The 25,754-nt window shown below is 67.5% G+C and carries 40 protein-coding genes; 2 read left to right on the top strand and 38 right to left on the bottom strand.

The window, feature by feature from the left end; genetic code table 11:
* Positions 1-21: 21 nt before the first annotated feature.
* Together rpsI and rplM are read right to left on the bottom strand one after the other, a co-directional pair.
* Positions 22-534: a 30S ribosomal protein S9 gene (gene rpsI / locus AB0A61_RS03950; RefSeq protein WP_093905249.1), complete on the bottom strand. Its 513-nt coding sequence runs from the start codon at positions 532-534 to the stop codon at positions 22-24.
* Between the two features lie 42 nt (positions 535-576).
* Positions 577-1,020, bottom strand: coding sequence for a 50S ribosomal protein L13 (gene rplM / locus AB0A61_RS03945; protein ID WP_361285592.1), 444 nt, complete (start codon positions 1,018-1,020; stop codon positions 577-579).
* A gap of 378 nt (positions 1,021-1,398) precedes the next feature.
* Here rplM and AB0A61_RS03940 point away from each other — a divergent pair, with 378 nt between their 5' ends.
* Positions 1,399-2,280 carry a hypothetical protein gene (locus tag AB0A61_RS03940; RefSeq protein ID WP_361285589.1) on the top strand — a complete coding sequence of 294 codons (882 nt, stop codon included), beginning with the start codon at positions 1,399-1,401 and terminating at the stop codon, positions 2,278-2,280.
* Between the two features lie 27 nt (positions 2,281-2,307).
* On the opposite strand, the gene AB0A61_RS03935 is transcribed toward AB0A61_RS03940, so the two are convergent.
* From AB0A61_RS03935 to AB0A61_RS03770, 34 genes are all read right to left on the bottom strand, one after another.
* The gene (locus AB0A61_RS03935; protein WP_361286231.1) at positions 2,308-3,024 is read right to left on the bottom strand and encodes a polyprenol monophosphomannose synthase; all 717 of its coding nucleotides are present in this window, start codon (positions 3,022-3,024) and stop codon (positions 2,308-2,310) included.
* A gap of 96 nt (positions 3,025-3,120) precedes the next feature.
* Entirely contained in the window at positions 3,121-3,294 is a 174-nt protein-coding gene (locus tag AB0A61_RS03930) for a hypothetical protein (protein ID WP_361286274.1), read from the bottom strand.
* A gap of 201 nt (positions 3,295-3,495) precedes the next feature.
* Positions 3,496-4,350 carry a tRNA pseudouridine(38-40) synthase TruA gene (gene truA, locus AB0A61_RS03925; protein ID WP_361285586.1) on the bottom strand — a complete coding sequence of 285 codons (855 nt, stop codon included), beginning with the start codon at positions 4,348-4,350 and terminating at the stop codon, positions 3,496-3,498.
* Between the two features lie 73 nt (positions 4,351-4,423).
* Positions 4,424-4,924 carry a 50S ribosomal protein L17 gene (gene rplQ / locus AB0A61_RS03920; RefSeq protein ID WP_361285583.1) on the bottom strand — a complete coding sequence of 167 codons (501 nt, stop codon included), beginning with the start codon at positions 4,922-4,924 and terminating at the stop codon, positions 4,424-4,426.
* 181 nt (positions 4,925-5,105) lie between these two features.
* Complete coding sequence (locus tag AB0A61_RS03915; RefSeq protein ID WP_003966937.1) at positions 5,106-6,128, bottom strand: DNA-directed RNA polymerase subunit alpha; 1,023 nt, start codon at positions 6,126-6,128, stop codon at positions 5,106-5,108.
* A 155-nt stretch (positions 6,129-6,283) separates the two neighbouring features.
* On the bottom strand, positions 6,284-6,688 hold the full coding sequence (rpsK, locus tag AB0A61_RS03910) for a 30S ribosomal protein S11 (protein WP_003956432.1): 405 nt from the start codon (positions 6,686-6,688) through the stop codon (positions 6,284-6,286).
* 65 nt (positions 6,689-6,753) lie between these two features.
* On the bottom strand, positions 6,754-7,134 hold the full coding sequence (gene rpsM, locus AB0A61_RS03905) for a 30S ribosomal protein S13 (protein WP_020135802.1): 381 nt from the start codon (positions 7,132-7,134) through the stop codon (positions 6,754-6,756).
* A 187-nt stretch (positions 7,135-7,321) separates the two neighbouring features.
* Positions 7,322-7,435, bottom strand: a complete 114-nt coding sequence (gene rpmJ, locus AB0A61_RS03900; RefSeq protein WP_003998809.1) for a 50S ribosomal protein L36 — start codon at positions 7,433-7,435, stop codon at positions 7,322-7,324.
* A gap of 82 nt (positions 7,436-7,517) precedes the next feature.
* Positions 7,518-7,739, bottom strand: a complete 222-nt coding sequence (infA, locus tag AB0A61_RS03895; protein ID WP_003948620.1) for a translation initiation factor IF-1 — start codon at positions 7,737-7,739, stop codon at positions 7,518-7,520.
* Between the two features lie 184 nt (positions 7,740-7,923).
* On the bottom strand, positions 7,924-8,760 hold the full coding sequence (gene map, locus AB0A61_RS03890) for a type I methionyl aminopeptidase (RefSeq protein ID WP_361285580.1): 837 nt from the start codon (positions 8,758-8,760) through the stop codon (positions 7,924-7,926).
* 158 nt (positions 8,761-8,918) lie between these two features.
* Entirely contained in the window at positions 8,919-9,578 is a 660-nt protein-coding gene (locus AB0A61_RS03885) for an adenylate kinase (RefSeq protein WP_361285577.1), read from the bottom strand.
* Entirely contained in the window at positions 9,578-10,891 is a 1,314-nt protein-coding gene (gene secY, locus AB0A61_RS03880; RefSeq protein WP_361285574.1) for a preprotein translocase subunit SecY, read from the bottom strand. The genes AB0A61_RS03885 and secY overlap by 1 nt, the downstream gene beginning before the upstream one ends.
* A 242-nt stretch (positions 10,892-11,133) precedes the next feature.
* Complete coding sequence (gene rplO / locus AB0A61_RS03875; protein ID WP_361285571.1) at positions 11,134-11,589, bottom strand: 50S ribosomal protein L15; 456 nt, start codon at positions 11,587-11,589, stop codon at positions 11,134-11,136.
* 2 nt (positions 11,590-11,591) lie between these two features.
* Positions 11,592-11,774 (bottom strand): 50S ribosomal protein L30, encoded by a 183-nt coding sequence (gene rpmD, locus AB0A61_RS03870; RefSeq protein ID WP_003998814.1) that lies wholly within the window; start codon positions 11,772-11,774, stop codon positions 11,592-11,594.
* The gene (gene rpsE / locus AB0A61_RS03865; protein WP_003998815.1) at positions 11,774-12,379 is read right to left on the bottom strand and encodes a 30S ribosomal protein S5; all 606 of its coding nucleotides are present in this window, start codon (positions 12,377-12,379) and stop codon (positions 11,774-11,776) included. The genes rpmD and rpsE overlap by 1 nt, the downstream gene beginning before the upstream one ends.
* Before the next feature lie 36 nt (positions 12,380-12,415).
* On the bottom strand, positions 12,416-12,799 hold the full coding sequence (gene rplR, locus AB0A61_RS03860) for a 50S ribosomal protein L18 (RefSeq protein ID WP_019980869.1): 384 nt from the start codon (positions 12,797-12,799) through the stop codon (positions 12,416-12,418).
* Between the two features lie 3 nt (positions 12,800-12,802).
* Positions 12,803-13,342 (bottom strand): 50S ribosomal protein L6, encoded by a 540-nt coding sequence (gene rplF / locus AB0A61_RS03855; RefSeq protein ID WP_361285567.1) that lies wholly within the window; start codon positions 13,340-13,342, stop codon positions 12,803-12,805.
* A 24-nt stretch (positions 13,343-13,366) separates the two neighbouring features.
* A complete protein-coding gene (gene rpsH, locus AB0A61_RS03850; protein ID WP_009190141.1) occupies positions 13,367-13,765 on the bottom strand; it encodes a 30S ribosomal protein S8 in 399 nt (132 codons plus the stop codon).
* Between the two features lie 211 nt (positions 13,766-13,976).
* On the bottom strand, positions 13,977-14,162 hold the full coding sequence (locus AB0A61_RS03845) for a type Z 30S ribosomal protein S14 (protein WP_003948630.1): 186 nt from the start codon (positions 14,160-14,162) through the stop codon (positions 13,977-13,979).
* A gap of 5 nt (positions 14,163-14,167) precedes the next feature.
* Positions 14,168-14,725, bottom strand: a complete 558-nt coding sequence (rplE, locus tag AB0A61_RS03840) for a 50S ribosomal protein L5 (protein ID WP_361285564.1) — start codon at positions 14,723-14,725, stop codon at positions 14,168-14,170.
* The gene (gene rplX / locus AB0A61_RS03835) at positions 14,725-15,048 is read right to left on the bottom strand and encodes a 50S ribosomal protein L24 (RefSeq protein WP_043443039.1); all 324 of its coding nucleotides are present in this window, start codon (positions 15,046-15,048) and stop codon (positions 14,725-14,727) included. The genes rplE and rplX overlap by 1 nt, the downstream gene beginning before the upstream one ends.
* A gap of 2 nt (positions 15,049-15,050) precedes the next feature.
* The gene (rplN, locus tag AB0A61_RS03830) at positions 15,051-15,419 is read right to left on the bottom strand and encodes a 50S ribosomal protein L14 (protein WP_003998823.1); all 369 of its coding nucleotides are present in this window, start codon (positions 15,417-15,419) and stop codon (positions 15,051-15,053) included.
* A 100-nt stretch (positions 15,420-15,519) separates the two neighbouring features.
* Complete coding sequence (gene rpsQ / locus AB0A61_RS03825) at positions 15,520-15,807, bottom strand: 30S ribosomal protein S17 (protein ID WP_003992363.1); 288 nt, start codon at positions 15,805-15,807, stop codon at positions 15,520-15,522.
* Positions 15,807-16,031 (bottom strand): 50S ribosomal protein L29, encoded by a 225-nt coding sequence (gene rpmC, locus AB0A61_RS03820; protein WP_030174543.1) that lies wholly within the window; start codon positions 16,029-16,031, stop codon positions 15,807-15,809. Before rpmC ends, rpsQ begins: the two co-directional genes overlap by 1 nt.
* Complete coding sequence (gene rplP / locus AB0A61_RS03815; RefSeq protein WP_361285559.1) at positions 16,031-16,450, bottom strand: 50S ribosomal protein L16; 420 nt, start codon at positions 16,448-16,450, stop codon at positions 16,031-16,033. The genes rpmC and rplP overlap by 1 nt, the downstream gene beginning before the upstream one ends.
* A gap of 5 nt (positions 16,451-16,455) precedes the next feature.
* Positions 16,456-17,277 carry a 30S ribosomal protein S3 gene (gene rpsC / locus AB0A61_RS03810; RefSeq protein ID WP_003998826.1) on the bottom strand — a complete coding sequence of 274 codons (822 nt, stop codon included), beginning with the start codon at positions 17,275-17,277 and terminating at the stop codon, positions 16,456-16,458.
* Positions 17,277-17,624 (bottom strand): 50S ribosomal protein L22, encoded by a 348-nt coding sequence (gene rplV, locus AB0A61_RS03805; protein ID WP_019329637.1) that lies wholly within the window; start codon positions 17,622-17,624, stop codon positions 17,277-17,279. The genes rpsC and rplV overlap by 1 nt, the downstream gene beginning before the upstream one ends.
* A gap of 43 nt (positions 17,625-17,667) precedes the next feature.
* Positions 17,668-17,949, bottom strand: a complete 282-nt coding sequence (gene rpsS, locus AB0A61_RS03800) for a 30S ribosomal protein S19 (RefSeq protein ID WP_361285556.1) — start codon at positions 17,947-17,949, stop codon at positions 17,668-17,670.
* 12 nt (positions 17,950-17,961) lie between these two features.
* Positions 17,962-18,798: a 50S ribosomal protein L2 gene (gene rplB, locus AB0A61_RS03795; protein ID WP_361285554.1), complete on the bottom strand. Its 837-nt coding sequence runs from the start codon at positions 18,796-18,798 to the stop codon at positions 17,962-17,964.
* 40 nt (positions 18,799-18,838) lie between these two features.
* A complete protein-coding gene (gene rplW / locus AB0A61_RS03790; RefSeq protein WP_361285551.1) occupies positions 18,839-19,258 on the bottom strand; it encodes a 50S ribosomal protein L23 in 420 nt (139 codons plus the stop codon).
* Positions 19,258-19,911 (bottom strand): 50S ribosomal protein L4, encoded by a 654-nt coding sequence (rplD, locus tag AB0A61_RS03785; protein ID WP_361285548.1) that lies wholly within the window; start codon positions 19,909-19,911, stop codon positions 19,258-19,260. Before rplD ends, rplW begins: the two co-directional genes overlap by 1 nt.
* 8 nt (positions 19,912-19,919) lie before the next feature.
* Positions 19,920-20,564 (bottom strand): 50S ribosomal protein L3, encoded by a 645-nt coding sequence (gene rplC, locus AB0A61_RS03780; RefSeq protein ID WP_009190129.1) that lies wholly within the window; start codon positions 20,562-20,564, stop codon positions 19,920-19,922.
* 18 nt (positions 20,565-20,582) lie between these two features.
* Positions 20,583-20,891 carry a 30S ribosomal protein S10 gene (gene rpsJ, locus AB0A61_RS03775; RefSeq protein ID WP_003948644.1) on the bottom strand — a complete coding sequence of 103 codons (309 nt, stop codon included), beginning with the start codon at positions 20,889-20,891 and terminating at the stop codon, positions 20,583-20,585.
* A gap of 607 nt (positions 20,892-21,498) precedes the next feature.
* Positions 21,499-22,179, bottom strand: coding sequence for a serine/arginine repetitive matrix protein 2 (locus AB0A61_RS03770; protein WP_361285545.1), 681 nt, complete (start codon positions 22,177-22,179; stop codon positions 21,499-21,501).
* A 151-nt stretch (positions 22,180-22,330) separates the two neighbouring features.
* Here AB0A61_RS03770 and AB0A61_RS03765 point away from each other — a divergent pair, with 151 nt between their 5' ends.
* Entirely contained in the window at positions 22,331-22,642 is a 312-nt protein-coding gene (locus AB0A61_RS03765; protein WP_361285542.1) for a hypothetical protein, read from the top strand.
* A 341-nt stretch (positions 22,643-22,983) separates the two neighbouring features.
* Here AB0A61_RS03765 and AB0A61_RS03760 read toward each other — a convergent pair whose 3' ends face one another.
* Positions 22,984-23,931 carry a hypothetical protein gene (locus tag AB0A61_RS03760; protein ID WP_361285539.1) on the bottom strand — a complete coding sequence of 316 codons (948 nt, stop codon included), beginning with the start codon at positions 23,929-23,931 and terminating at the stop codon, positions 22,984-22,986.
* Positions 23,928-25,751, bottom strand: a complete 1,824-nt coding sequence (locus tag AB0A61_RS03755; RefSeq protein ID WP_361285536.1) for an alpha/beta hydrolase — start codon at positions 25,749-25,751, stop codon at positions 23,928-23,930. Before AB0A61_RS03755 ends, AB0A61_RS03760 begins: the two co-directional genes overlap by 4 nt.
* Positions 25,752-25,754 lie beyond the last annotated feature (3 nt).

Here is a 25,754-nt window from a genome sequence, read left to right as displayed (position 1 = left end):
GTACGTGCAGGCAGCTGGTGATTAGCGCTTGCTGTACTGCGGGGCCTTGCGGGCCTTCTTCAGACCGGCCTTCTTGCGCTCGACCGCACGGTCGTCACGCTTGAGGAAGCCGGCCTTCTTCAGCGGGCCGCGGTTGTTGTCGACGTCCGCCTCGTTCAGCGCGCGGGCGACACCGAGACGGAGCGCACCGGCCTGACCGGAGACACCGCCACCCGCGATGCGGGCGATGACGTCGTAACGGCCCTCGAGCTCGAGCACCTTGAAGGGCTCGTTGACTTCCTGCTGGTGCACCTTGTTCGGGAAGTAGTCCTCGAGGGTGCGGCCGTTGATCTTCCACTTGCCGGAGCCCGGAACGATCCGGACGCGGGCAATGGCGTTCTTGCGGCGGCCCAGGCCGGCGGCCGGCTGCGGCTCGCCGAAGCGGGAGGCCAGGGACTCCGAGGTGTACTCGCCCTCGACGGGGACCTCGGACTCGGTGGTGTAGCTGTCGATGTCAAGCTCTTCGAGCGGCTGCTCGGCAGTGGTCTCGGCCACGATTCTCCTCAGATTCTCTTCAGTCTTAGGGGGTGGCCGGACTTACTGCGCGACCTGGGTGATCTCGAACGGCACCGGCTGCTGGGCAGCGTGGGGGTGCTGGTCGCCCGAGTAGACCTTCAGCTTCGTGAGCATCTGACGGCCCAGGGTGTTCTTGGGGAGCATGCCCTTGACGGCCTTCTCGATGGCCTTCTCGGGGTTCTTGGCGAGCAGCTCGTCGTAGCGGACGGAGCGCAGACCACCCGGGTAGCCGGAGTGGCGGTACGCCATCTTCTGGGTCCGCTTGTTGCCGGAGAGGTGCACCTTGTCGGCGTTGATGATGATGACGAAGTCACCAGCGTCGACGTGCGGCGCGTAGATCGGCTTGTGCTTGCCCCGCAGGAGGGTGGCGGCGGTGGACGCCAGGCGACCCAGGACGACGTCCTGGGCGTCAATGACGTGCCACTGGCGCGTGATGTCGCCGGGCTTGGGGCTGTACGTACGCACGGTTCGTAGCCTTCGCTTCTTCAGTGAGTGGTCCTGACAAGGTCACCGAAGACGATCACGACAGCCCTGACTGCACTGCGGTGACGCAAACCGCGTGCTGGTCGCTGGTCATCGGCCCGGTGGACCGGTGTAAGGGCCGGGTCCGTGAGAAGAGCCAAGCCAATACACAACGAACATGCAGGATACCCGCGGCGCCACGGCCGGGTCAAAACGGCTGGCGCCGTGCTGCTCCCGCCGACCCTGGGCCGGGCCTGCCCTGCCTGCCCGGGAATCTCCCAACCGGTCCAGCGTAGCCGGACGGGCCGATTGTGCCGGCCTGTACCGAACGGTCCCCACGGGCACACCAGCACCGCTCAACCCCCGTCTAAGATGCGCCCCATGAATTATGGGCAGGGGGGCTCGCAGTCCCAGTGGGATCCCTGGAAACCGAATTCTCAGCAGCCGTGGAGCAGCGGGGGCAGCGATCAGACCCCTGACTGGGCCGCGCTCGCCGAGGCGTCGGAGACACGGAACAAGAGGCGTCGGCTGCTGTTCATGGGCGGCGGCGCGCTCGCCACGATCGGGGTCGGTGCGGCCGTCGCGATGGCCGTGGTGTCCGCGAACGGCAAGAACAGCGCATCCGGGCAGCCGGCGTCCCAGCTGCCCGCCAGCGCTGCCCTGCCGAGCGACTCCGCCGCGGCCCCGTCCTTCGCGCCCACCAGCGCCCCGCCCCCGCTGGACCCGAAGGAATTCATATCCAGCGCGAAGAAGGACACCGCTCCGCTCAGCCCGGAGACGCTCTTCCCGGGCACGCAGCTGACCATGGGCTCGATCGTGTACAAGAAGGGCCCGACGGCCGACACGAAGAACTGCGCCTCGGCCTCCCGGGGCACGCTGGCCAAGGCCCTCACCGGCAACGGCTGCACCCGCCTGATGCGTGTGACCTACGTCAAGGACGACATCGCGGTGACCGTCGGTGTCGCCGTCTTCGACACCGAGGCCCAGGCCGCCAAGGCCAAGAGCCAGGCGGACAAGAAGAGCATCGTCGAGCCCCTGTCCGGCAAGGGCGTCAAGAGCTTCTGCACCGGCGCCGTCTGCCGCTCCACGACCAACGCCTACGGCCGCTACGCGTACTTCACCCTGACCGGCTTCACCGAAGGCAAGGACGTGACGGCCAAGGACACCAAGGTGTTCCGCACCGGCGACGACCTCGCCGAGTTCGCGTTCCGGCAGATCCGCCGGCGCGGCGAGGCCCAGGCGTCCGCGGCGGCCGGCCAGTAGGGCGGCCGGCGGTCCGCCACCGGCTCCCTACCAGTTCTTCAGCCGCAGCCTGATCGGCACCACCGCCGACTCCAGCTGGGTGCGCAGCGTCATCTTCGAGACACCCTCGGTGCGCTCCTCGAACCGGATCGGGATCTCCATGGCGCTGTGCCCGGCGCGGACTGCCCGGTACTTCAGCTCGACCTGGAAGCTGTAGCCCGCGCTGTCGAGCGTGGCCAGATCGATCTCCCGCAGGGTCTGCGCCGACCAGAGGTTGAATCCGGCCGTGATGTCCTTGATCTCCGTGCCGAGCACGGTGCGCGCGTAACGGTTGGCGAAGCGGGACAGCAGGACGCGGTGCACGCCCCAGTCCTCGGCCAGCGAGCCGCCCTCGACGTAGCGGCTGCCGACCACCAGACCGGCCCCGGAGGCGACCGCCGTGTCCAGCATCCGCGGCACCGCCTCCACCGGGTGGCTGCCGTCGGCGTCCATCTGCACGACGTAGGCGGCGCCCTCCTCCAGCGCGGCGCTCATGCCCGCGGTGTACGCCCGGCCCAGCCCGTCCTTCTCGGTGCGGTGCAGCACGCTCATCCGGCGGCGCCCGCCGGTGCCGGCGTTGTACTTCTCCGCGATCTCCTCGGCGATCCGCCCGGTGCCGTCCGGGCTGGAGTCGTCGACGACCTTCAGGTGCAGCCCGCCGAGCGGCAGCCCCAGCACCGCCTCGGCCATCCGCGGCAGGTTCGCCGCCTCGTTGTACGTCGGCATCACCACGGTGACCGGCACATCGCCGTACGCCTTGCGGTCCGTGAGCCCGTGATCCGTCGGCTCGTGATCCGTCGGCTCGTGGTCCGTCATGCTCTCCTACCCCTCCGCCGCGGGCGCGGATCTGCCCAGCGCCCGGAACTGCCAGCCCGCCGCGGTCCAGCGGTCCGGGTCGAGCACCCCCCGTCCGTCCACGATCCGAGGACGGCACACCCATGATCGCGCGGCGTGGGTGGCACCGAGGTAGCCGGTGCCGATGACGGAGAGCCGCATGGGTACGCCTTTCTCGCCGCGGGCCGAAAGACGGCGTGCCCCGCGCCGTCGGTACGGCGCAGGGACGTCGGCAGAAGCCGATACTGCGAGTTCCCGGTCCGCACGATCCGTACCGTCACTCGCCGCACGCCGCACGCCGCACGCCGCACGCGCGCCGTACCGCCGGCCGCCGTGCCCTTCCCGCACCGGCGCCCGGCCGCCTCAGCAGCAGCCCGCCACCGGCAGCGACCGCTTGTTGCGTGCCTCCCTGCTGCGCGCGGCCAGCAGTTCGTCGGCCGGGTAGCCGACCTCCTCCAGCGTCAGCCCGTGCGGCCGTACGACGTGCACCGCGGAGTCCCGTACCCCGGCCGCGAGGACCTTCGCGGGCCAGTCCGGCGGGCGGTGCCCGTCCCCCACGAACAGCAGCGCCCCGATGAGCGAGCGCACCATGTTGTGGCAGAAGGCGTCGGCGCGGACGGTCGCGGTGACGATCCCGTCGTCGCCGCGCACCAGGCTCAGCTCCTGGAGCGTGCGGATCGTGGTCGCGCCCTCACGTTTCTTGCAGTACGCGGCGAAGTCGTGCTCGCCGAGCAGCCGCCGGGCCGCCTCGTTCATGGCGTCGACGTCGAGCGGCCAGTCGTGCCACAGGACGTGGGCGCGCAGCAGCGGATCGACACCGCCCGGGTTGTCGGTGACCCGGTAGGCGTACCGGCGCCAGACGGCGGAGAATCGGGCGTTGAAGCCGCTGGGCGCCTCCCTGAGAGCCCACACGCGCACATCCCTCGGCAGCCGCCCGGCGAGCCGCTTGAGCAGCTTCTCGTGGTGCTCGCGCCAGACGCCCTCGGGCAGATCCACATGCGCCACCTGCCCCCGCGCATGCACCCCGGCGTCGGTCCGCCCGGCGACGGTCAGCTCGAAGGTCTCCCTGGAGCGCGTGACCGTACGCAGCGCGTCCTCGATCTCCCCCTGCACGGTCCGCCGCCCGCCGGCCTGCTTGGCCCAGCCGTGGAAGTCGGTGCCGTCGTAGGACAGGTCGAGGCGGATACGGACATGACCGGGCTGTACTTCGTCACTCACACGGGGATCCTCTCAGGTACGCGAAAGCGGGCCCGCCCCGCAAGGGCGGACCCGCTCAACGCGAGGGATGACCTCAGGCGTCCTTGGACTCCTCGGCCGGAGCCGCGTCCTCGACGACCTCGTCGGCCTTGGTCTCCTCGACCTTGGCCTCCTCGGCCTCCTTGACCGCACGCTTGGTGGCGGCCTCGGCCTCGCCCACGGCCTTCTGCTGCACCGTCAGCGCCTCGACCAGCTCGATGACGGCCATGGGCGCGTTGTCGCCACGGCGGTTACCGATCTTGGTGATGCGGGTGTAGCCACCCGGACGGTTCTCGTAACGCGGGCCGATCTCGGCGAAGAGCGTGTGGACGACGCCCTTGTCCGTGATGACCTGGAGCACCTGACGGCGGTTGTGAAGGTCGCCCTTCTTCGCCTTGGTGATCAGACGCTCGGCGTACGGGCGCAGGCGGCGGGCCTTCGCCTCGGTGGTGGTGATACGGCCGTGCTCGAACAGCGACTTCGCGAGGTTCGCGAGGAGCAGCTTCTCGTGCGCGGCGCTGCCGCCCAGACGGGCACCCTTGGTGGGCTTCGGCATTCTTCTTCTCCTGTGTGTCTGCCCCGGCCGTGTCAGGTACCGGGGTCAGTATCCGAGCGGGCGGTTGCCCGTCGGAGATCCGGGAGCAGCCCCGAAGGGGCGCTCCCGGAAGGGGCGCGGGGAACTGCGCGACCAGCCACAGCGCACCCGCACCCAGGAACCGGCAGTCGGTCCCGAGCTCTCAGTACTGCTCGGTCTCGACGAACCCGGCGTCCGCGTCGTCGTCGGCGCCGAAGGCGTCGGCGGCAGCCGTCGGGTCGAATCCGGGCGGGCTGTCCTTCAGGGCCAGGCCCATGCCGGCCAGCTTCGCCTTGACCTCGTCGATGGACTTCGCACCGAAGTTACGAATGTCGAGGAGGTCGGCCTCGGAGCGGGCGACGAGCTCACCCACGGAGTGGATGCCCTCACGCTTGAGGCAGTTGTAGGACCGAACGGTGAGCTCCAGCTCCTCGATCGGCAGAGCGAGGTCCGCGGCCAGGGCGGCGTCCGTCGGGGACGGACCCATGTCGATGCCCTCGGCGTCGATGTTCAGCTCGCGGGCGAGACCGAACAGCTCGACCAGGGTCTTACCGGCGGAGGCCATGGCGTCACGGGGACGCATCGCCTGCTTGGTCTCGACGTCGACGATCAGCTTGTCGAAGTCGGTGCGCTGCTCGACACGCGTGGCCTCGACCTTGTACGTGACCTTCAGCACCGGGCTGTAGATGGAGTCGACCGGGATACGGCCGATCTCCTGGCCCACCTGCTTGTTCTGCACGGCGGAGACGTAGCCGCGACCGCGCTCGACGGTCAGCTCCATCTCCAGCTTGCCCTTGCCGTTGAGCGTGGCGAGGACCAGGTCGGGGTTGTGCACCTCGACACCGGCCGGGGGCGCGATGTCGGCGGCGGTGACCAGACCCGGGCCCTGCTTGCGCAGGTACATCACGACCGGCTCGTCGTGCTCCGAGGAGACGACCAGCTGCTTGATGTTGAGGATCAGGTCGGTGACGTCCTCCTTGACGCCCGGCACGGTGGTGAACTCGTGCAGGACGCCGTCGATGCGGATGCTGGTGACAGCAGCGCCGGGGATCGACGACAGGAGCGTACGGCGGAGGGAGTTGCCGAGGGTGTAGCCGAAGCCCGGCTCCAGCGGCTCGATCACGAACCGGGAGCGGAACTCGTCGACGACCTCTTCGGTCAACGAGGGTCGCTGAGCGATCAGCATGTGTGGATCAGATCCTTCTTTCGTGGACGCCCGCTATTTGACGTCCGACGGAAACCGCACCCGTGAGAAGTGCGGATACTGCAAGGGTACGGGCGGTACGGCCCTTTTACGGTGCCGTACCGCCCGAAACCGCGCTCTCGCGAAGCGGCCGTGCGTCAGACGCGGCGGCGCTTCGGCGGACGGCAGCCGTTGTGCGGGGTCGGGGTGACGTCCTGGATGGAGCCGACCTCGAGGCCCGTGGCCTGCAGGGAGCGGATCGCGGTCTCACGACCGGAGCCCGGGCCCTTGACGAACACGTCGACCTTGCGCATGCCGTGCTCCTGGGCGCGGCGGGCAGCCGACTCGGCGGCCATCTGCGCGGCGAACGGCGTGGACTTCCGGGAGCCCTTGAAGCCGACGTGGCCGGCGGAGGCCCAGGAGATCACGTTGCCGGACGGGTCCGTGATCGAAACGATGGTGTTGTTGAACGTGCTCTTGATGTGCGCGTGGCCGTGAGCGACGTTCTTCTTTTCCTTGCGGCGCACCTTCTTGGCAGCGCCCTGACGTCCCTTGGGGGGCATCTACTAACTCCTACGGGAGGTGGTCGGTCCTACAGCGAAGACCGTGGACAGGTGTCCGCTGCGGACTACTTCTTGCCCGGCTTCTTCTTGCCGGCGATGGCGCGACGCGGGCCCTTGCGGGTGCGGGCGTTGGTGCTGGTGCGCTGACCGCGGACGGGCAGGCCGCGGCGGTGACGCAGACCCTGGTAGCAGCCGATCTCGACCTTGCGGCGGATGTCGGCCTGGATCTCGCGACGGAGGTCACCCTCGGTCTTGATGTTGTTGTCGACGTACTCGCGGATCGCGACGAGCTGCTCTTCGCTCAGGTCGCGAACGCGGGTGTTCGGGTCGATGCCGGTCTCGGCCAGCGTCTGCTGCGAGAGTGTCCGGCCGATGCCGAACACGTAGGTGAGGGCGACCTCCACGCGCTTTTCGCGCGGGATGTCAACACCGGAAACGCGTGCCATTCAATGGCTCCAGTTGATCTTCGGAGGTCTTCCACAGAACCGGCTCCCAGCCGCCGTACCAGGTACGAACTGGGTCCCCGGCCTCCGAACCGGGGGTATCGAGCCGTTTGGCTCGGGTTCTGCGTATGAACTGTTCAGCTTGCGTCGCGCGAATCTCTGCGAACCGTGCAGAGGGTGCGGTCGTGCGTCAGCCCTGGCGCTGCTTGTGGCGCGGGTTCTCGCAGATGACCATGACCCGGCCGTGACGGCGGATCACCCTGCACTTGTCGCAGATCTTCTTGACGCTCGGCTTGACCTTCATGGGATGTGAGGTTCTCCGGGTCAGTGCCACCACCCCGCGGAAGCGGAGTGCGTACCCCACGAGTGCGGGGTGCGGGCAAGATCTACTTGTAGCGGTAGACGATCCGGCCACGCGTCAGGTCGTACGGAGACAGCTCCACCACGACCCGGTCGTCAGGGAGGATGCGGATGTAGTGCATGCGCATCTTGCCGCTGATGTGTGCCAGGACCTGGTGGCCGTTCTGGAGCTCGACCTTGAACATGGCGTTCGGCAGAGACTCGACGACAGTGCCCTCGATCTCGATGGCACCTTGCTTCTTGGCCACTCTTCGCCCTTCGAATCGACTACCTTGATCGACTCCCCCGCGTCCCTTACGGGCGCATGCGGACATGCGGGTGCACGAGAGTCGACGAGTCAGTCTACGTCAGCGCACCCGGAAAGACGAATCGAAGAATCCTGCCCCACGCCGGAGATCATTATGCGAGCAGGGCAGGGACGGCGGGACGCCGTCAGGCGAGCGGGTCCGGCGCGGCGGTGATGCCGTGCTCGGCGAGCTTCGCCTTGCCGCCGTCGGGGGCGGTGAGGACCAGGGGGCCTTCCTCGGTGAGGGCGACCGAGTGCTCCCAGTGGGAGGACCAGGTGCCGTCCGTGGTGATCACGGTCCAGTCGTCCTCCAGGACCCGCGTCTTCGGGGTGCCCAGGGAGACCATCGGCTCGATCGCGAGGCAGAAGCCCGTGACCAGCTTGGGGCCCTTGCCGCGCCGCCGGTCGACGTAGTTCAGCAGATGCGGGTCCATGTGCATCTCGGTACCGATGCCGTGGCCGCCGTAGTCCTCGATGATCCCGTACCGGCCGCCGCCCGGCTTGGGCTGCCGGCGGATGTAGGTCTCGACGGCGCGCGAGATGTCGACCAGCCGGTTGCCCTGCTTCATGGCAGCGATGCCGGCCCACATCGACTCCTCGGTCACCCGGGACAGCTCGACGAGCTCCGGAGCGTGACCCGACCCCACGAAGGCGGTGTAGGCGGCGTCGCCGTGCCAGCCGTCGATGATCGCGCCGCAGTCGATGGAGATGATGTCGCCGTCCTTGAGGACGACGTCGTCGGACGGGATGCCGTGGACCACGACCTCGTTGACGGAGGTGCAGATCGTCGCGGGGAAGCCGCCGTAGCCCAGGAAGTTCGGCTTGGCGTTGTGCTCCGCGAGCACCTTGCGCGCCACCTCGTCCAGATCCCTGGTGGTCGCCCCGGGCACGGCCGCCTCCCGGGTGGCCGCGTGGATGGCAGCGACGACCAGGCCCGCCGCACGCATCTTGGCGATCTGCTCGGGGGTCTTGATCTGCACCATGGGGGCTACGGCCTTTCTGGGACCGGGGAGGGGACGGACGCTTCCAACGATACGGGCAGTCAGCCCGCGCAAGTCGGGGGCATGCGTGCCGGCGGGCGGGGCCCCACGACGCAGCCGCGGCCCCCGCTCCGGGAACCGCGGCTGCGACCGACGTGGGACTACTTGCCGTCCTCGCGCTTGAGCGCGTCCAGCGACCGGCGCGTGACCTCGTCCACGGCGCCCATGGCCGGGATCGTCTGCACGAGACCCTGCGCCTTGTAGTAGTCGATGATCGGCTCCGTCTGGCTGTGGTAGACCTCCAGCCGCTTGCGGACGGTGTCCTCGGAGTCGTCGTCCCGCTGGTACAGCTCACCGCCGCAGACGTCGCACACGCCCTGCTTCTTCGCGGGGCTGTACGACACGTGGAAGACGTGGCTGGAGTCGTTGCGGCAGATCCGCCGGCCGGCGATCCGCTTGACGACCTCCTCCTCCGGGACCTCCAGGTCCAGCACCGCGTCGAGCTTGATGTCCTCGGAGTCCAGCAGCTCGTCCAGCGCCTCGGCCTGCTTCACGTTGCGCGGGAAGCCGTCCAGCAGGAAGCCGCCCTCGGCATCCGGCTGCTCCATGCGGTCCTTGGCCATCGCGATGGTCACCTCGTCCGGCACGAGGTTGCCGGCGTCCATGTAGGACTTCGCGAGCTTGCCGAGCTCCGTCTGCTGGCTGATGTTCGCGCGGAAGAGGTCGCCCGTGGAGATGTGCGGGATGCCCAGCTCCTTGGCCAGGCGCGTGGCCTGCGTACCCTTACCGGCGCCCGGCGGCCCGACGAGGACGATTCGCATCAGCGGAGGAACCCTTCGTAATTGCGCTGCTGGAGCTGGCTCTCGATCTGCTTCACCGTCTCAAGACCGACACCCACGATGATCAGGATGCTGGTCCCGCCGAACGGGAAGTTCTGGCTTGCCCCGAAGCCAACCAACGCCATCGTCGGTACGAGAGCGATCAGACCCAGATACAGCGAACCCGGCCAGGTGATCCGGTTGAGCACGTACGACAGGTACTCAGCGGTCGGTCGGCCAGCCCGGATGCCCGGGATGAAGCCACCATACTTCTTCATGTTGTCGGCGACTTCCTCGGGGTTGAAGGAGATCGCCACGTAGAAGAACGCGAAGAAAACGATGAGCAAGAAGTACAGAGTGATGTAAATCGGGTGGTCACCCTTGGTCAGATTCTGCTGTACCCACTGCTTCCAGCCCGAGTTGCCCCCGGAGAACTGCGCGACCAGCGCCGGGATGTAGAGCAGCGACGACGCGAAGATGACGGGAATCACACCCGCCTGGTTGACCTTGAGCGGGATGTACGTGGACGTACCGCCGTAGGACCGGCGCCCGATCATGCGCTTGGCGTACTGCACCGGGATGCGGCGCTGGGCCTGCTCGACGAAGACGACCAGACCGACCATGACCAGGCCGACGAGGATCACGGTGCCGAACTCGATCCAGCCACCGGCCAGGGTGCCCTGCTTCTTGATGGCCCACAGCGCGGACGGGAAGGTCGCGGCGATCGAGATGAACATCAGGATCGACATGCCGTTGCCGATGCCGCGGTCGGTGATCAGCTCGCCGAGCCACATGACCACACAGGTACCGGCGGTCATGCAGACGACCATGGTGATCGTCGTGAAGATCTCCCGGTTCGGGACGATCTGGCTGGCGACCGTGCAGCCGGAGAACAGGGCGCCGCTGCGGGCGGTGGCCACCAGGCCGGTGCCCTGCAGGATGGCGAGCGCCACGGTCAGGTAGCGGGTGTACTGAGTGATCTTGGCCGTGCCGGCCTGGCCCTCCTTCTTGAGGGCCTCCAGGCGCGGGATCACCACGGTCAGCAGCTGCAGGATGATGCTCGCCGTGATGTACGGCATGATCCCGAGCGCGAAGACCGTGATCTGCAGCAGCGCCCCACCGCTGAACATGTTGACCAGCCCGAAGAGGCCCTGGTTGCCGGAGGCCTCGCTTACGCACTGCTGGACGTACTTGTAGTCGACGCCCGGGATCGGGATGTGCGTACCGACCCGGTACACCACGATGATGCCGAGCGTGAAGAGCAGCTTCTTGCGCAGGTCGGGCGTCCTGAACGCCCGGGCGAACGCGGTGAGCACGGTGCCTCCTGCGACCCCCGCGCAACTGCGTCAAGGGTGATGGTCTTGAGGTTCCAACAGAACAACGACTTAACAACGGTCAACTGCCGTTCCGAGTGCCCGCTGTGCGCACCCGGTGAAAGTGGGCAGTGCAGGCCACCTTACCGGCGACAGTACTCCCCTTGGAACGACCAACCGGGGATACCCCATTTGTGGGGTATCCCCGGTCGGGATCGTTCAGGTCATCGAGACGTCCGAAAGTTTCAGACGAGCTCGGTGACGGAACCGCCGGCGGCGGTGATCTTCTCCTTGGCGGAGCCGGAGACGGCGTCGACCGTCACCTGCAGCGCCACGGAGACCTCGCCCTGGCCGAGCACCTTGACGAGGCTGTTCTTGCGAACGGCACCCTTGGCCACGAGGTCCTCGACGGTGACCTCGCCACCCTCGGGGTAGAGGGCGGCCAGCTTGTCGAGGTTCACGACCTGGTATTCGGTCTTGAACGGGTTCTTGAAGCCCTTCAGCTTCGGGAGACGCATGTGGAGCGGCATCTGGCCACCCTCGAAGCTCTCCGGAACCTGGTAACGGGCCTTCGTACCCTTCGTACCACGACCGGCCGTCTTACCCTTCGACGCCTCACCACGACCGACACGGGTCTTGGCGGTCTTGGCGCCCGGGGCGGGACGGAGGTTGTGGATCTTCAGCGGGTTCTGCTCCGCCATGATCAGTCGACCTCCTCGACCGTCACGAGGTGGCGGACGGTGTGCACCATGCCGCGGAACTCGGGGCGGTCCTCCTTGACGACCACGGTGTTGATCCCCTTGAGACCAAGCGACCGCAGGGTGTCACGGTGGTTCTGCTTGCTGCCGATGTAGGACTTGACCTGCGTGATCTTCAGCTGTGCCATCACGCACCCACTCCGGCACGGGCACGCAGCAGAGCCGCGGGCGCGACGTCCTCGAGCGGCAGACCACGGCGGGCCGCGATCTCCTCGGGACGCTGCAGACCCTTCAGGGCCTCCACGGTCGCGTGCACGATGTTGATCGCGTTGTCGGAGCCGAGCGACTTCGACAGCACGTCGTGGATACCGGCGCACTCGAGCACGGCACGCACCGGACCACCGGCGATAACACCGGTACCGGGGGACGCGGGCTTGAGCAGCACGACGCCGGCAGCCTTCTCACCCTGGATCGGGTGCGGGATGGTGCCCTGGATCCGGGGGACCTTGAAGAAGTGCTTCTTGGCCTCCTCAACGCCCTTGGCGATGGCGGCCGGCACCTCCTTGGCCTTGCCGTAACCGACACCCACGGTGCCGTCACCGTCGCCCACCACGACCAGCGCGGTGAAGCTGAAGCGACGACCACCCTTCACAACCTTGGCGACGCGGTTGATCGCGACGACGCGCTCAACGTACGCGGTCTTCTCGGCGGCAGCTGCGCCGCCGTCACGGCCCTTCCGGTCCCGCCGCTCGCCGCCACCGGCACCGCCACCGCGGCGCTGGGGTCCAGCCATTGGATTACCTCTCTCTTTCCGCTAGCTACAAGCGGCTCAGAACTTGAGCCCGGCTTCGCGGGCGGCGTCCGCCAGGGCGGCGATGCGCCCGGCGTACTGGTTGCCACCACGGTCGAACACGACGGCCTCGACACCGGCGGCCTTGGCACGCTCGGCGACCAGGGCGCCGACCTGCTTGGCCTGCGCGGACTTGTCGCCCTCGCCACCGCGGATCGAGGTGTCCAGCGTGGACGCCGACGCCAGGGTGTGGCCCTTGAGGTCGTCGATCACCTGCGCCACGATGTGGCGGTTGGAGCGGGTCACGACCAGACGGGGACGCTCCGCCGTACCGGAGATCCGCTTGCGGATCCGGATGTGACGGCGCTTGATCGCGGCGCGCTTGTAGGCGTCGCCCTTCAGGATCTTCTGCCCGTATGCCATGGCTTACTTACCCGCCTTTCCGACCTTGCGGCGGATGACTTCGCCCTCGTACTTGACGCCCTTGGCCTTGTACGGGTCAGGCTTGCGCAGCTTGCGGATGTTGGCCGCAACCTCGCCGACCTTCTGCTTGTCGATGCCCTCGACCGAGAAGCGGGTCGGGGCCTCCACCTTGAAGGTGATGCCCTCGGGGGCCTCGACCAGGATCGGGTGGCTGTAGCCGAGGGAGAACTCCAGGTTCGAGCCCTTGGCGACAACGCGGTAACCGACACCGCTGATCTCGAGCTTCTTCACGTAACCCTGGGTCACGCCGGTGATCATGTTCGCCACCAGCGTGCGGGACAGGCCGTGGAGAGCCTTGTTCTGACGCTCGTCATTGGGGCGGGTCACCTGGAGGGTGCCGTCCTCGTTCTTGACGATCTCGATCGGCGTCACGACGGTGTGGGTCAGCTCGCCCTTGGGGCCCTTGACCGAAACCGTGCTGCCGTCGATGGTGACGTCCACGCCGGCGGGAACCGCGATGGGGAGCTTGCCGATGCGCGACATAGCTGTTTCCTCCGTTCCCTTCCGTTACCAGACGTAGGCGAGGACTTCCCCACCCACGCCCTTCTTGCCGGCCTGCTTGTCGGTGAGGAGCCCGTGGGACGTGGAGATGATCGCCACGCCGAGGCCACCGAGCACCTTGGGCAGGTTGGTGGACTTCGCGTACACCCGGAGACCGGGCTTGGAGATCCGCTTGATGCCCGCGATGGAGCGCTCACGGTTCGGGCCGTACTTGAGCTCGAGGACGAGGTTCTTGCCGACCTCGGCGTCCTCGGTCTTCCAGCCCGTGATGAAGCCCTCCTGCTGGAGGATCTCCGCGATGTGCGACTTGATCTTCGAGTGCGGCATGGTCACGGTGTCGTGGTATGCCGAGTTCGCGTTCCGCAGACGCGTGAGCATGTCTGCGATCGGATCAGTCATGGTCATGAATTGGCCTTCGGCCTCTCTCGCCGTGGTTTCCTGGTGCGCCATCCCTCTCCCCGATCCGAGACGGGACGGGTGCGGCGCGGTGGACCTACGGCGTAGTAAGTCGTACGGCACGGCAGGTGCCCAACCCCACAAGCCTAAGGCATGCGGGGAGGGCCCCCTGCCGTCCCAGATGCTTACCGAGAGCCCTGGAAGTCCCCTGTAACAGGGACTACCAGGAGCTCTTGGTCACGCCCGGCAGCTCGCCACGGTGAGCCATCTCACGAAGGCACACGCGGCACAGGCCGAACTTGCGGTACACGGAGTGCGGGCGGCCACAGCGCTGGCAGCGGGTGTAGCCACGCACACCGAACTTGGGCTTGCGAGCAGCCTTAGCGATCAGAGCCTTCTTCGCCATCTCGCTCACGCCTCCTTGAACGGGAAGCCGAGGTGACGAAGGAGCGCGCGGCCCTCAGCGTCGTTGGTCGCCGTGGTCACCACGGTGATGTCCATACCCCGGGTGCGGTCGATCTTGTCCTGGTCGATCTCGTGGAACATGACCTGCTCCGTGAGACCGAAGGTGTAGTTGCCACGGCCGTCGAACTGCTTGGGGGACAGGCCGCGGAAGTCGCGGATGCGCGGCAGCGCGAGCGACAGGGTGCGGTCCAGGAACTCCCACATGCGGTCGCCACGGAGCGTGACGTGGGCACCGATCGGCTGGCCCTCACGCAGCTTGAACTGCGCGATGGACTTGCGGGCCTTGGTGACGGCCGGCTTCTGACCGGTGATGGTGGTCAGGTCGCGGACCGCGCCCTCGATCAGCTTCGAGTCACGGGCGGCGTCGCCGACACCCATGTTGACCACGATCTTGACGAGGCCGGGAACCTGCATGACGTTCTCGAACTTGAACTCGTCACGCAGCTTGCCCGCGATCTCCTCGCGGTACTTCTGCTTCAGACGCGGAGTGGTGGTGGTAGCCATCAGATGTCCTCACCCGTCCGCTTGGCAACGCGGATCTTGTTGCCGTTCTCGTCGAAGCGGTAACCGACGCGGGTCACGACCTTGTTGCCGTCCTTCTCCACGACGAGCTGAACGTTGCTCACGTGGATCGGGGCCTCGGTGGTGACGATGCCGCCGGCCTGGGAACCGCGAGCGGTCGGACCGGCCTTGGTGTGCTTCTTGACCCGGTTGACACCCTCGACCAGGACGCGCTCGTCGCGCGGGTAAGCGGCAATGACCTTGCCCTGCTTGCCCTTGTCCTTGCCGGTGATGACCTGGACCAGGTCGCCCTTCTTGATCTTCATGCTCACAGCACCTCCGGCGCGAGGGAGATGATCTTCATGAACTTCTTCTCGCGCAGCTCACGGCCCACGGGGCCGAAGATACGGGTGCCACGAGGGTCGCCGTCGTTCTTCAGAATGACGGCGGCGTTCTCGTCGAAGCGGATGTACGAGCCGTCCGGACGGCGGCGCTCCTTGACGGTGCGAACGATGACCGCCTTGACGACGTCACCCTTCTTCACGTTGCCACCGGGGATCGCGTCCTTGACGGTGGCGACGATGACGTCACCGATGCCCGCGTAGCGGCGACCGGAGCCACCGAGCACACGGATGCAAAGGATCTCCTTCGCACCAGTGTTGTCGGCGACACGCAGTCGCGACTCCTGCTGGATCACGTCTATCTCCTGTTTGTCTGCCGGTTCCCCGGGGGCCGCTCGGGCGAGCGGCCCCCGGAGCCTGGCGGAACTGTCCTGCGAGGGGTGCCCCGCAGGAGAATTACTTGGCCTTCTCGAGGATCTCGACGACGCGCCAACGCTTGGTCGCGGACAGCGGCCGGGTCTCCATGAGGAGGACGCGGTCGCCGACGCCGGCGGCGTTCTGCTCGTCGTGCGCCTTGAGCTTGTTGGTACGGCGGATGACCTTGCCGTACAGCGCGTGCTTGACGCGGTCCTCGACGGCGACGACGACGGTCTTGTCCATCTTGTCGCTGACGACGAGACCCTCACGGGTCTTGCGGAAGCCGCGGGCCTCTGCAGTCTGCTCAGTCACGTTGCTCTCACTCATCAGGCGCTCTCCACCGTCTCGATGCCCAGCTCGCGCTCACGCATCAGGGTGTAGATCCGCGCGATGTCCTTACGGACGGCCTTCAGCCGACCGTGGTTCTCGAGCTGACCGGTCGCCGCCTGGAAGCGGAGGTTGAACAGCTCTTCCTTGGCCTCGCGGAGCTTGCCCAGAAGCTCCTCGTTGCCCAGCTCGCGCAGCTCGGACGCCTTGGTACCGGCCGACATCACGCTTCACCTGCCTCGCGCTTGACGATCCGGCACTTCATCGGCAGCTTGTGGGCCGCACGAAGCAGCGCCTCACGGGCGATCTTCTCGTTGGGGTACGACAGCTCGAACATCACGCGTCCGGGCTTGACGTTGGCAACCCACCACTCCGGAGAACCCTTACCGGAACCCATGCGGGTCTCGGCCGGCTTCTTGGTCAGCGGGCGGTCCGGGTAGATGTTGATCCAGACCTTGCCGCCACGCTTGATGTGGCGGGTCATGGCGATACGAGCCGCCTCGATCTGGCGGTTCGTGACGTACGCCGGGGTCAGCGCCTGGATGCCGTACTCGCCGAACGCAACCTGCGTGCCACCCTTGCTCATACCGCTGCGCTTCGGGTGGTGCTGCTTGCGGTGCTTGACCCTACGGGGGATCAGCATGTCGGTCAGGCCTCCGTTCCGGTGCTCTCAGCCGGAGCGGACGCGGGAGCCTCGGCCTTGGGGGCCTCGGCGCCGGCAGCCTGCTGCGGCTTACGACCGCGCCGCTCGCCACCGCGGCCACCACGGGCCGGGCGGTCGGCACCACCGCGGGCCGGGCGGTTACCCGCACGGGCGGCAGCGTTCTCGGCGCGGACCTCGGCGATGTTCTTGACGTCGCCCTTGTAGATCCAGACCTTCACACCGATGCGGCCGAAGGTCGTCTTGGCCTCGAAGAAGCCGTAGTCCACGTTCGCGCGGAGCGTGTGCAGGGGCACACGGCCCTCGCGGTAGAACTCCGAGCGGGACATCTCGGCGCCGCCGAGACGGCCACCGCACTGGATCTTGATGCCCTTGGCGCCCGCCTTCATCGCCGACTGCATGCTCTTGCGCATGGCACGGCGGAAGGAGACGCGGGAGGACAGCTGCTCGGCGACGGCCTGGGCCACCAGCTGAGCGTCCGTCTCCGGGTTCTTGACCTCGAGGATGTTCAGCTGGACCTGCTTGCCGGTCAGCTTCTCCAGGTCGCCGCGGATACGGTCGGCCTCGGCGCCACGGCGGCCGATGACGATGCCCGGACGAGCGGTGTGGATGTCCACACGCACGCGGTCACGGGTGCGCTCGATCTCAACCTTCGAGATACCGGCGCGCTCCATGCCGGACGTCATCATCCGACGGATGGCGACGTCTTCCTTGACGTAGTCCTTGTACAGCTTGTCGGCGTACCAACGCGACTTGAAGTCGGTCGTGACACCGAGCCGGAACCCATGCGGGTTTACCTTCTGGCCCATTACCGGGTTCCTTCCTTGCTGCTGACGACCACGGTGATGTGGCTGGTCCGCTTGCGGATCCGGTAGGCACGGCCCTGGGCACGCGGACGGAACCGCTTCAGGGTCGGGCCCTCGTCGACGTAGGCCTCGGAGATGTAGAGGCTGTCGGCGTCGGTGTGGTCGTAGTTGTGCGCGGCGTTGGCGATGGCGCTGTCGAGCACCTTGCCGACCGGCACGGAGGCTGCCTGCGGAGCGAATCGCAGAACAGCCTGGGCCTCCGTGGCGTCCATGCCACGGATGAGGTCCACCACGCGGCGGGCCTTCATGGGCGTGACGCGGATGTACCGCGCCTGGGCCCTGGCTTCCATGGTTGTCCCTTCAGTTACTTACGTGTCTGAATGCGATCCGCTACTAGCGGCGCTTCGACTTCCGGTCTTCCTTGACGTGACCCCGGAAGGTGCGCGTCGGCGAGAACTCGCCGAGCTTGTGGCCGACCATCGACTCGGTGACGAACACCGGGATGTGGGTCTTGCCGTTGTGCACCGCGAGCGTGTGGCCCAGCATGCTGGGGATGATCATCGAGCGGCGGGACCAGGTCTTGATGACGTTCTTGGTGCCGGCTTCGTTCTGGGCGTCCACCTTCTTGAGCAGGTGGTCGTCGACGAAAGGCCCCTTCTTCAGGCTACGAGGCATCTCAACCCGTCCTTAGCGCTTCTTGTTCGTCTTGCGGCGGCGGACGATGTACTTGTTGCTCGCCTTCTTGGGAGAACGAGTACGACCTTCCTTCTGACCCCAGGGGCTGACCGGGTGGCGACCACCCGAGGTCTTGCCCTCACCACCACCGTGGGGGTGGTCAACCGGGTTCATCGCCACACCGCGAACGGTCGGGCGGACGCCCAGCCAGCGCTTGCGGCCGGCCTTGCCCCAGTTGATGTTGCTCTGCTCGGCGTTGCCGACCTCGCCGACGGTGGCGCGGCAGCGCACGTCGACCAGGCGGATCTCACCGGAGGGCATGCGGAGGTGGGCCATCGAGCCCTCCTTCGCGAGCAGCTGCACGGAGGCACCGGCAGAGCGGGCGAACTTGGCGCCGCCGCCCGGACGGAGCTCGATCGCGTGCAGCGTCGTACCGACCGGGATGTTGCGCAGGGCCAGGTTGTTGCCCGGCTTGATGTCGGCCCCGGGACCGTTCTCCACGCGGTCGCCCTGGCTCAGGCCACGCGGCGCGAGGATGTAGCGCTTCTCGCCGTCCGCGTAGTGCAGGAGCGCGATGCGCGCGGTGCGGTTGGGGTCGTACTCGATGTGCGCGACCTTCGCCGGCACGCCGTCCTTGTCGTGACGACGGAAGTCGATCACGCGGTAGGCGCGCTTGTGCCCGCCACCCTGGTGGCGAACGGTCACACGACCGGAATTGTTACGGCCGCCCTTGCTGTGCAGGGGACGGACCAGCGACTTCTCCGGCGTGGACCGCGTGACCTCGACGAAGTCGGCGACGCTGGCGCCACGACGGCCCGGCGTAGTCGGCTTGTACTTGCGGATTCCCATTTCTCAGTCCTCGTCCGATATCGGACGATCCGGACCGCCCTCAGGCGGTCGGACCGCCGAAGATGTCGATACGGTCGCCCTCGGCGAGGGTCACGATCGCGCGCTTGGTGGCGGCACGCTGGCCGAAGCCCGTGCGGGTCCGCTTGCGCTTGCCCTGGCGGTTGATCGTGTTGACCCCGGTGACCTTGACGTCGAAGACCGCCTGGACGGCCTGCTTGATCTGGGTCTTGTTGGCGTTCGGGTCGACGATGAACGTGTACTTGTTCTCGTCGAGAAGCGCGTAGCTCTTCTCGGAGACGACCGGCTTGAGCAGGACGTCACGGGGGTCCGTGTACGACTTGCTCAGCGGGGTCTCGACGGTGTTCTTGCCCTCGGCGGCGTGGCGGCGCGCCTTGGCGACGCGCGCGGCCTTGGCGGCCTTGGCCGCCTTCGAGGCAATGCTCGGGTGACGCGTAGCCATCAGGCCTCGCTCCCTTCGGTGTCGTTGGCCTTCGGGCCGGCGACGAAGGACTCGAAAGCGGCCTGGGTGAAGACCACGTCGTCCGAGACGAGAACGTCGTACGTGTTCAGCTGGCCCGGCTCCAGGATGTGCACCTGGGGCAGGTTGCGGGCGGACAGCCACGCGGCCTCGTCCGAGCGCTCGGCGACGAGCAGCAGGTTCTTGCGCTCGCTGATCTTGCCGAACAGCGTCTTGGCGGCCTTGGTGGAGATCGCGCCCTCGACCACGCCGGAGACGACGTGGATGCGGTTGTGGCGGGCCCGGTCGGTGAGGGCGTGGCGCAGGGCCGCGGCCTTCATCTTCTTCGGGGTCCGCTGCGAGTAGTCGCGCGGCACGGGACCGTGCACGACGCCACCACCGGCGAACTGCGGCGCGCGGGTCGAACCCTGACGGGCGCGACCGGTGCCCTTCTGGCGGTACGGCTTCTTGCCACCACCACGGACTTCACCGCGGGTCTTGGTCTTGTGCGTGCCCTGGCGGGCAGCGGCCAGCTGCGCGACGACGACCTGGTGGATCAGCGGGATGCTGACCTTCTCAACGCCGAAGATCTCCGCGGGGAGCTCGACGGAACCGGCCTTGTCGCCCGCCGGCGAAAGGATGTCAACAGTGCTCATCGGTTACCTCAGGCCCCCTTGGCCGCGGTGCGGACCAGGACGAGGCCGCCGTTCGGACCGGGAACCGCGCCCTTGATGAGCAGCAGACCCTTCTCCGCGTCAACGGCGTGGACGGTCAGGTTCTGGGTGGTGACCCGCTCGTTGCCCATGCGACCCGCCATGCGGAGGCCCTTGAACACACGGCCCGGGGTGGCGCAGCCACCGATGGAACCGGGAGAGCGGTGCTTGCGCTGGGTACCGTGCCCGGCGCCGAGGCCACCGAAGTTGTGGCGCTTCATGACACCGGCGAAGCCCTTGCCCTTGCTCTTGCCGGTGACGTCGACCTTCACGCCGGCCTCGAACACCTCAGCGGTGATCTCCTGGCCGAGGGTGTACTCGGCGGCGTCCGCGGTGCGGATCTCGACGAGGTGACGACGGGGGGTGACGTCGGCCTTCGCGAAGTGGCCCTTGAGGGGCTTGTTCACCTTGCGCGGGTCGATCTCGCCGAAGGCGATCTGAACGGACTCGTAGCCGTCGACGTCGTTGGTACGGACCTGGGTGACGACATTGGGCCCGGCCTTGACGACGGTGACCGGAACAACACGGTTGTTCTCGTCCCACACCTGCGTCATACCGAGCTTCTCGCCCAGGATGCCCTTGATCTGCTTAGCCATCTCTCAGATCACCGCGCCTCAGAGCTTGATCTCGATGTCGACACCGGCCGGGAGGTCGAGTCGCATCAGAGAGTCAACGGTCTTGGGGGTCGGGTCGAGGATGTCGATCAGGCGCTTGTGCGTGCGCATCTCGAAGTGCTCGCGCGAGTCCTTGTACTTGTGCGGCGACTTGATGACGCAGTACACGTTCTTCTCAGTGGGCAGCGGCACCGGGCCCGCGACCGACGCACCAGTACGGGTCACCGTCTCGACGATCTTCTTCGCCGAGGAGTCGATGACCTCGTGGTCGTAGGCCTTGAGCCGGATGCGGATCTTCTGTCCCGCCATGGCTACTCAGTAGTCCTGTCTCTCTAACGCTCTGGAACCCGGTGTTTCCTTGCTCTCCTCCGACCCACGCGGTCGGGCGTGTCGCGCTCTCGCTGACATGAATGTCCCTTGTTCGAACATCCCTGCACGGGGAGCGCGGCCCTTCCGGAACCGCTGGACCGGGGGCGAAGACCCACCGGGCGCCTGGCCGGTGCCGCGCCCACACTTCCCGGAAGATTCCCGTACGTCCGCCCCAGCGCTGCCGTGGTGGCAGTTAGGACGACGAGTACTGTGGGACTCGCTTCCGGTCCTCCCGGCGGGAGGCGCGCAGCATCAACACTCGACCGAGCAACTCGGACAGTCTGCCACATGCGACGGGGGCTCCGCCAATCGAGCAGGGGAGCATACCGCGGGGGGACGTGGGTCGAACCGGGGCGCCGGTCGGGCATCCGTACCGCGGTACCGCGCCCGAGCGTGCCGCACCTCCGTCAGCCCGGGATCCGGATCCCCAGCGGGCCGCCTTTGCGGCCACGCGGGCGGGAAGCACCACCGAGGCGTTGGCTCGCGCAAGACCGTATGGGCCGAGATCACCGTTCCGGCGCCGGAGTGAAGGACCTGCCTCAGCGCGTCAAGGCCGCGAGCCCGGCGGGGGCCACGGGGCGGGACCGGAAGGTGGTGGGCCCCACGGCGGCGCAGGGGCGCACGCGGCGGCGAGCCGCCGACGGTGGCGGCTGCGTCGGACGGCGGTGACGACGACGATGGCCACGGATACGGCGAGCGCGGCGAGGAAGCAGCCGATGCCCGCGACGATGCTGCCGACCGTGGCCCCCACCTTGGGCCCGTCCCCGAGCGCGAACTCGGCCGGCAGCTGAGAGGTGCAGGTGAGCGTGTAGTCGCCGCTGCTGCCGGGCTTCACCTCGAAGACGCGGTCCCAGGTGCGGGACCCGAGGGTGATGCGGAAGTCGCTGTCGGGCCGGTTCATCGACCCGGCCGACATCTCCGGGATGCGGCAGTCGACCTGGCCCTGCCCGGACTGCGAGACGTAGATCGCCTTGGTCTGTCCCTGGACGAAGCGGAACGTCCGCGAGTCGCCGCTGGAGAAGCTCCGGGCCGTGTCGATCGAGTCCAGCGTGTTCTTCACCGTCACGACGATGAAGGCGACACCGACCCCAGCCAGTACGAGCCCCAGCAGCGCCGCTACCAGGTACCAGATGCGCCGAGGCCGCAAGTCCTTCGCCGGGACGGGCGGCGGCGGAGGCGGCGGGCCGCCGTACGGTGGTCCCCACGGATGCGGATTCTGTATCGCCACAGTGGCGCACTGTACGGCAACCGCTCGGCGGAGCGTCCGACTTCGGACCCGGTGCGGAGGGACGCGTGCCGTGTGGCGTGAGTACGCAGCGCAAGCGGGATGAGTACGCCGACCGCTGACCTGGGCGGCCTTCGTTGCTGGAATCAAACCCATGACGACGCAGAACGACTCCGTGCAGCCCCCCGCTTCCCACAAGACATGGTGGAAGGCGCCGCTCGTGACCTCCCTGCCCGGGCTGCCACTCCTCGCCTGGGAGTACAGCCTCTACCAGGCGGACGGCGGCCCCCACGACATCGGGGCCGTGCTGTATTGGGCCATGGGCCTGTTCGCGATCGCCTGGGCCCTGCCCCACCGCCATTCCATGCGGGCTCTTCGCATGGCGGCGGCGTCTCTGGCGCTGGGGTGCGTGCTGCTTCCCGTGCTGTTCGCGGTGTTGCTGGGGGCGGCGCTGGCCTGGAGCTGACAGGACCCGGCCGCCGCGACAGACCAGCTCCTGAAAGTGCTCGACCGTCTGACCGTCCGAGGCCTTGTAGCAACCTGGCTTCGTCATGGGCGGCGTACCCTGACCAACCGGTCGATGTCCGCCCGATATTTCCCAGCTCTGACGTGGTACCCGGAACATAGACCGCCTGGTGATCCGCGGTGTCCGGGTTTCCGTTGGCGGCGATCGCGCGGTCGTCTCCTTCGGTGCTGAAGCCCAGCAGGTATGCCCGGAGTCGGGTCGCATGGAGACCCACGCGACCCGGTCCTCCGTGCTGAGCCCCCTCTATCAGGGCCGCTACCGGAACACGCTCTTGTCAGCGGTCACGCTGATGCGGACCTCCGGCGAACCGTCGGAGTCGTCACGGCCACACGCAGGGTGCCGTCGGTCGACGGGGCCAGCCGGGCCACACTCTCGTCCTCGGCGCTTCGGGCCAGGAGCGCAGGGACACCGGTCGCGGTCGGGACCTGCCGAAGCGTCCACCCCAGGCTCCCAAAGTGGGCCTTCGCCCGCGCCAGCGCCTGGACCATCGCATCCTCATTCAGCGGCTCGGTCGACCATGCATGGTGGGCGTACGTGTCCTCGCCGTCCTGGTAGGTGGCGAGGCCCTCTGCTTCCCTCATCGGCGCGTGTCGCACCAGGAGTGCGTCGTAGATGCGGCTGGAGTGGTCCAGGGCGCGGCGCTCGGCCTGCTCGTCGGTGGGGACCTGCCGGAAGGAGGCGGGGTCGGCGGTGCGGGAGCCGTCAGCGGCGAAACAGGGGGACGTCACACTGATGGCTGCCAGTCCCTCACCCTTGGCCTTGTCCACGACACCGGTGAGCGCGGTCATCCAGAAGTCGTCGGACACGGTGCGCATGCTCACCGAGGGGAAAGAGTCGGACCAGTCGGCGTCAGATGACTGGAACTTGTAGCCCCGCTTCACCCAGGCGTCCCTGGCCTGGCGCACCAGCGTCTTCGCCTCGGTGCCCGGCACCCCGGTCAGCTGGTACGACAGCGTGACCTGCTGGCGCTCGCCGGCGCTGTGATCGTCGGCGACACAGGCTCCGACCGGCGTCAGCCCGGTGCGCTTGAGGGTCGGCTTGGGAGACATGCCGTCCACAGCCTGGTGGATGATTTCCTCGGCGCGCTTCGTTGCCTGCTGCTCGTCCATGGTGACCTGCTTCGATGCTGTGCTGCCGCCGCTGCTTCCCGTCTGCCCGGACCCGCACGCCGCCACCGCGACGGACGCAGTCAATACGGCGATGATCGACATCGCCCGGGACAGCCTCATGAGGTTCCTCCAGTCACAATCTTCGCCATGTTGGTCAGAGAGTCGCCCTCCCAGTACTGCGAGTGCGCCGGCATGAGACCGTCCGTGCCCGGCAGCTTTCCGTCAGCGACATTGAAGGTCCGCCCGCCGAATTCATCGGATGTCGGATCATTTCCGTACATAACTGAGTGATCGTTGAAGAGGCGCCAGTATGCCATCGGGTTCAGGGGAGCCAGCGTCCCGGCCGGCGGCGGGGCGAGGTTCACCAGATCGTTCTCGGCGGTGGCTGCCCAGACATGGTCGGCCCCGATGTGCAGGTCCTTGGCGTGATTCACGCCTACACCGGGGCTGCCCACCAGAATCGCGTTGTCCACGGGCAGATCGGGGTGGTCCCGCATGGTCTCGCCGGCCACAAGGGTGCCGTAGCTGTGACCAAGTACCGTGGAGTTCACCGATCCGTGATGGGTAGTGTCAATCCCGGTCAGGAAGTTGCTCAGCGGCTCGCGGGCGGCGTCAGCGTACTTGGCGTCGGTCGCGTCGCCGAGGAGACTCTGCGGGGCGTCGTAGCCGAGCCACATGATCGACGCCGTCTTATGGGTGGGGTCGGTGAAGCTCGCCCGGTCCTGGAGCAGTTCCGCGCGGCGGATATCACCGTCGATGCTGCTCAGTTTGGTACCCGTGCCGGGCACGTAGGTCGCCACGTTGTCGGCGGTGTCGGGGTTGCCGATGGAGATGATGACGCGGCCGTTGTTCTTGTCGTCGAAGCCGAGCAGGTATGGGCGCTTGCTCTCGTCGGCGTAGTTGTCGAAGCGTTTCTGGATCGCCTCCATCCCGTCGAGCCGGCCCCGGGCGTTCTTCCGTGCCTCTTCCCAGTCCTTCCACGCCTGGGTTTCGACCTTGCCGCCCTGCATCCCGGTGTGCAGGTTGACGTAGGTCTCGTATCGCCTGGGCTCCGGGTGGTTCTTCAGCCAGGCGTCGTATCCGCCCTGCGCAACACCGTGTGCCTCGGCGAGCACCATCCGGTTCGCCTCGTCCCGAACCGTGGCGGGCAGTCCGTCGAGCGCGCCCACGGAGTCGGGTCGCATGGAGATCCACGCGGCCCGGTCCTCCGCGCTGAGCCCCTTCCACCATTGCGCGTTGTCCTTGGGGCTGCCGTTCTTGGGCGGCTGCGGCAGCGAGTCGAGATACTTCTTGCCCGCATCGTTCACGCCGCTCGTGTCCGAGGACACGTCGGCCCAGTCCTTGTCGGAGACGGTCAGATCGTCGTCCGCCTTCAGCGCCCGCAGCTTCGGCGCCCACTTCTCGTCGGCCTCCGTCGCCTCCTTGAGGGCACCGGCTATCTGATCCGCGTACTCCTGCGCGAGGCGGTGGTTGGGGTTGGGGTCGACGTTGGCCGCCTGACGGCCCACCGCGGAGGCCATGGCGTCCGTGAAGCCACTTACCGTGCCACCGTCCGGAACCTTTCCGTCCTCGCCCTTTTCCCCGCCCGGCTGATAGGTGATCGAGCCGTCGGCGTTCACGGTGAGGTTCGCCGCCTGCGCACCGTCGAGGGCCGCTTCAAGCTTCTTCTTGGCCGCTCCAGCCTCGTACGAGAACGCCTCGAGCGCCGTACTGACGAGGCCGCATTCGACCTGAACGTACTGGAAGTTCTTGCCCAGCTCCGCCAGTTGCTTGATCGCCGCGGTCGCGGCCTCGCCCTCGAGGGAGTTCCTCATGGCCACGGAGATCTGGTTCTCGATGCGGTCCTTGGCCCCGCGGGCCATGTCACCGGTGCTGCGGTATCCGTGGGCCGCCTCCAGAAACTCCGTCGGCTTGAGGGCCTTGAGTGTTGCAAGGTCCATGAC

The organism is Streptomyces sp. NPDC046197 (assembly GCF_040646295.1).
Lineage (GTDB): Bacteria > Actinomycetota > Actinomycetes > Streptomycetales > Streptomycetaceae > Streptomyces.
Note: the sequence above shows the minus strand (reverse complement) of the source record. Positions and strands in the feature narration are given on the sequence as shown.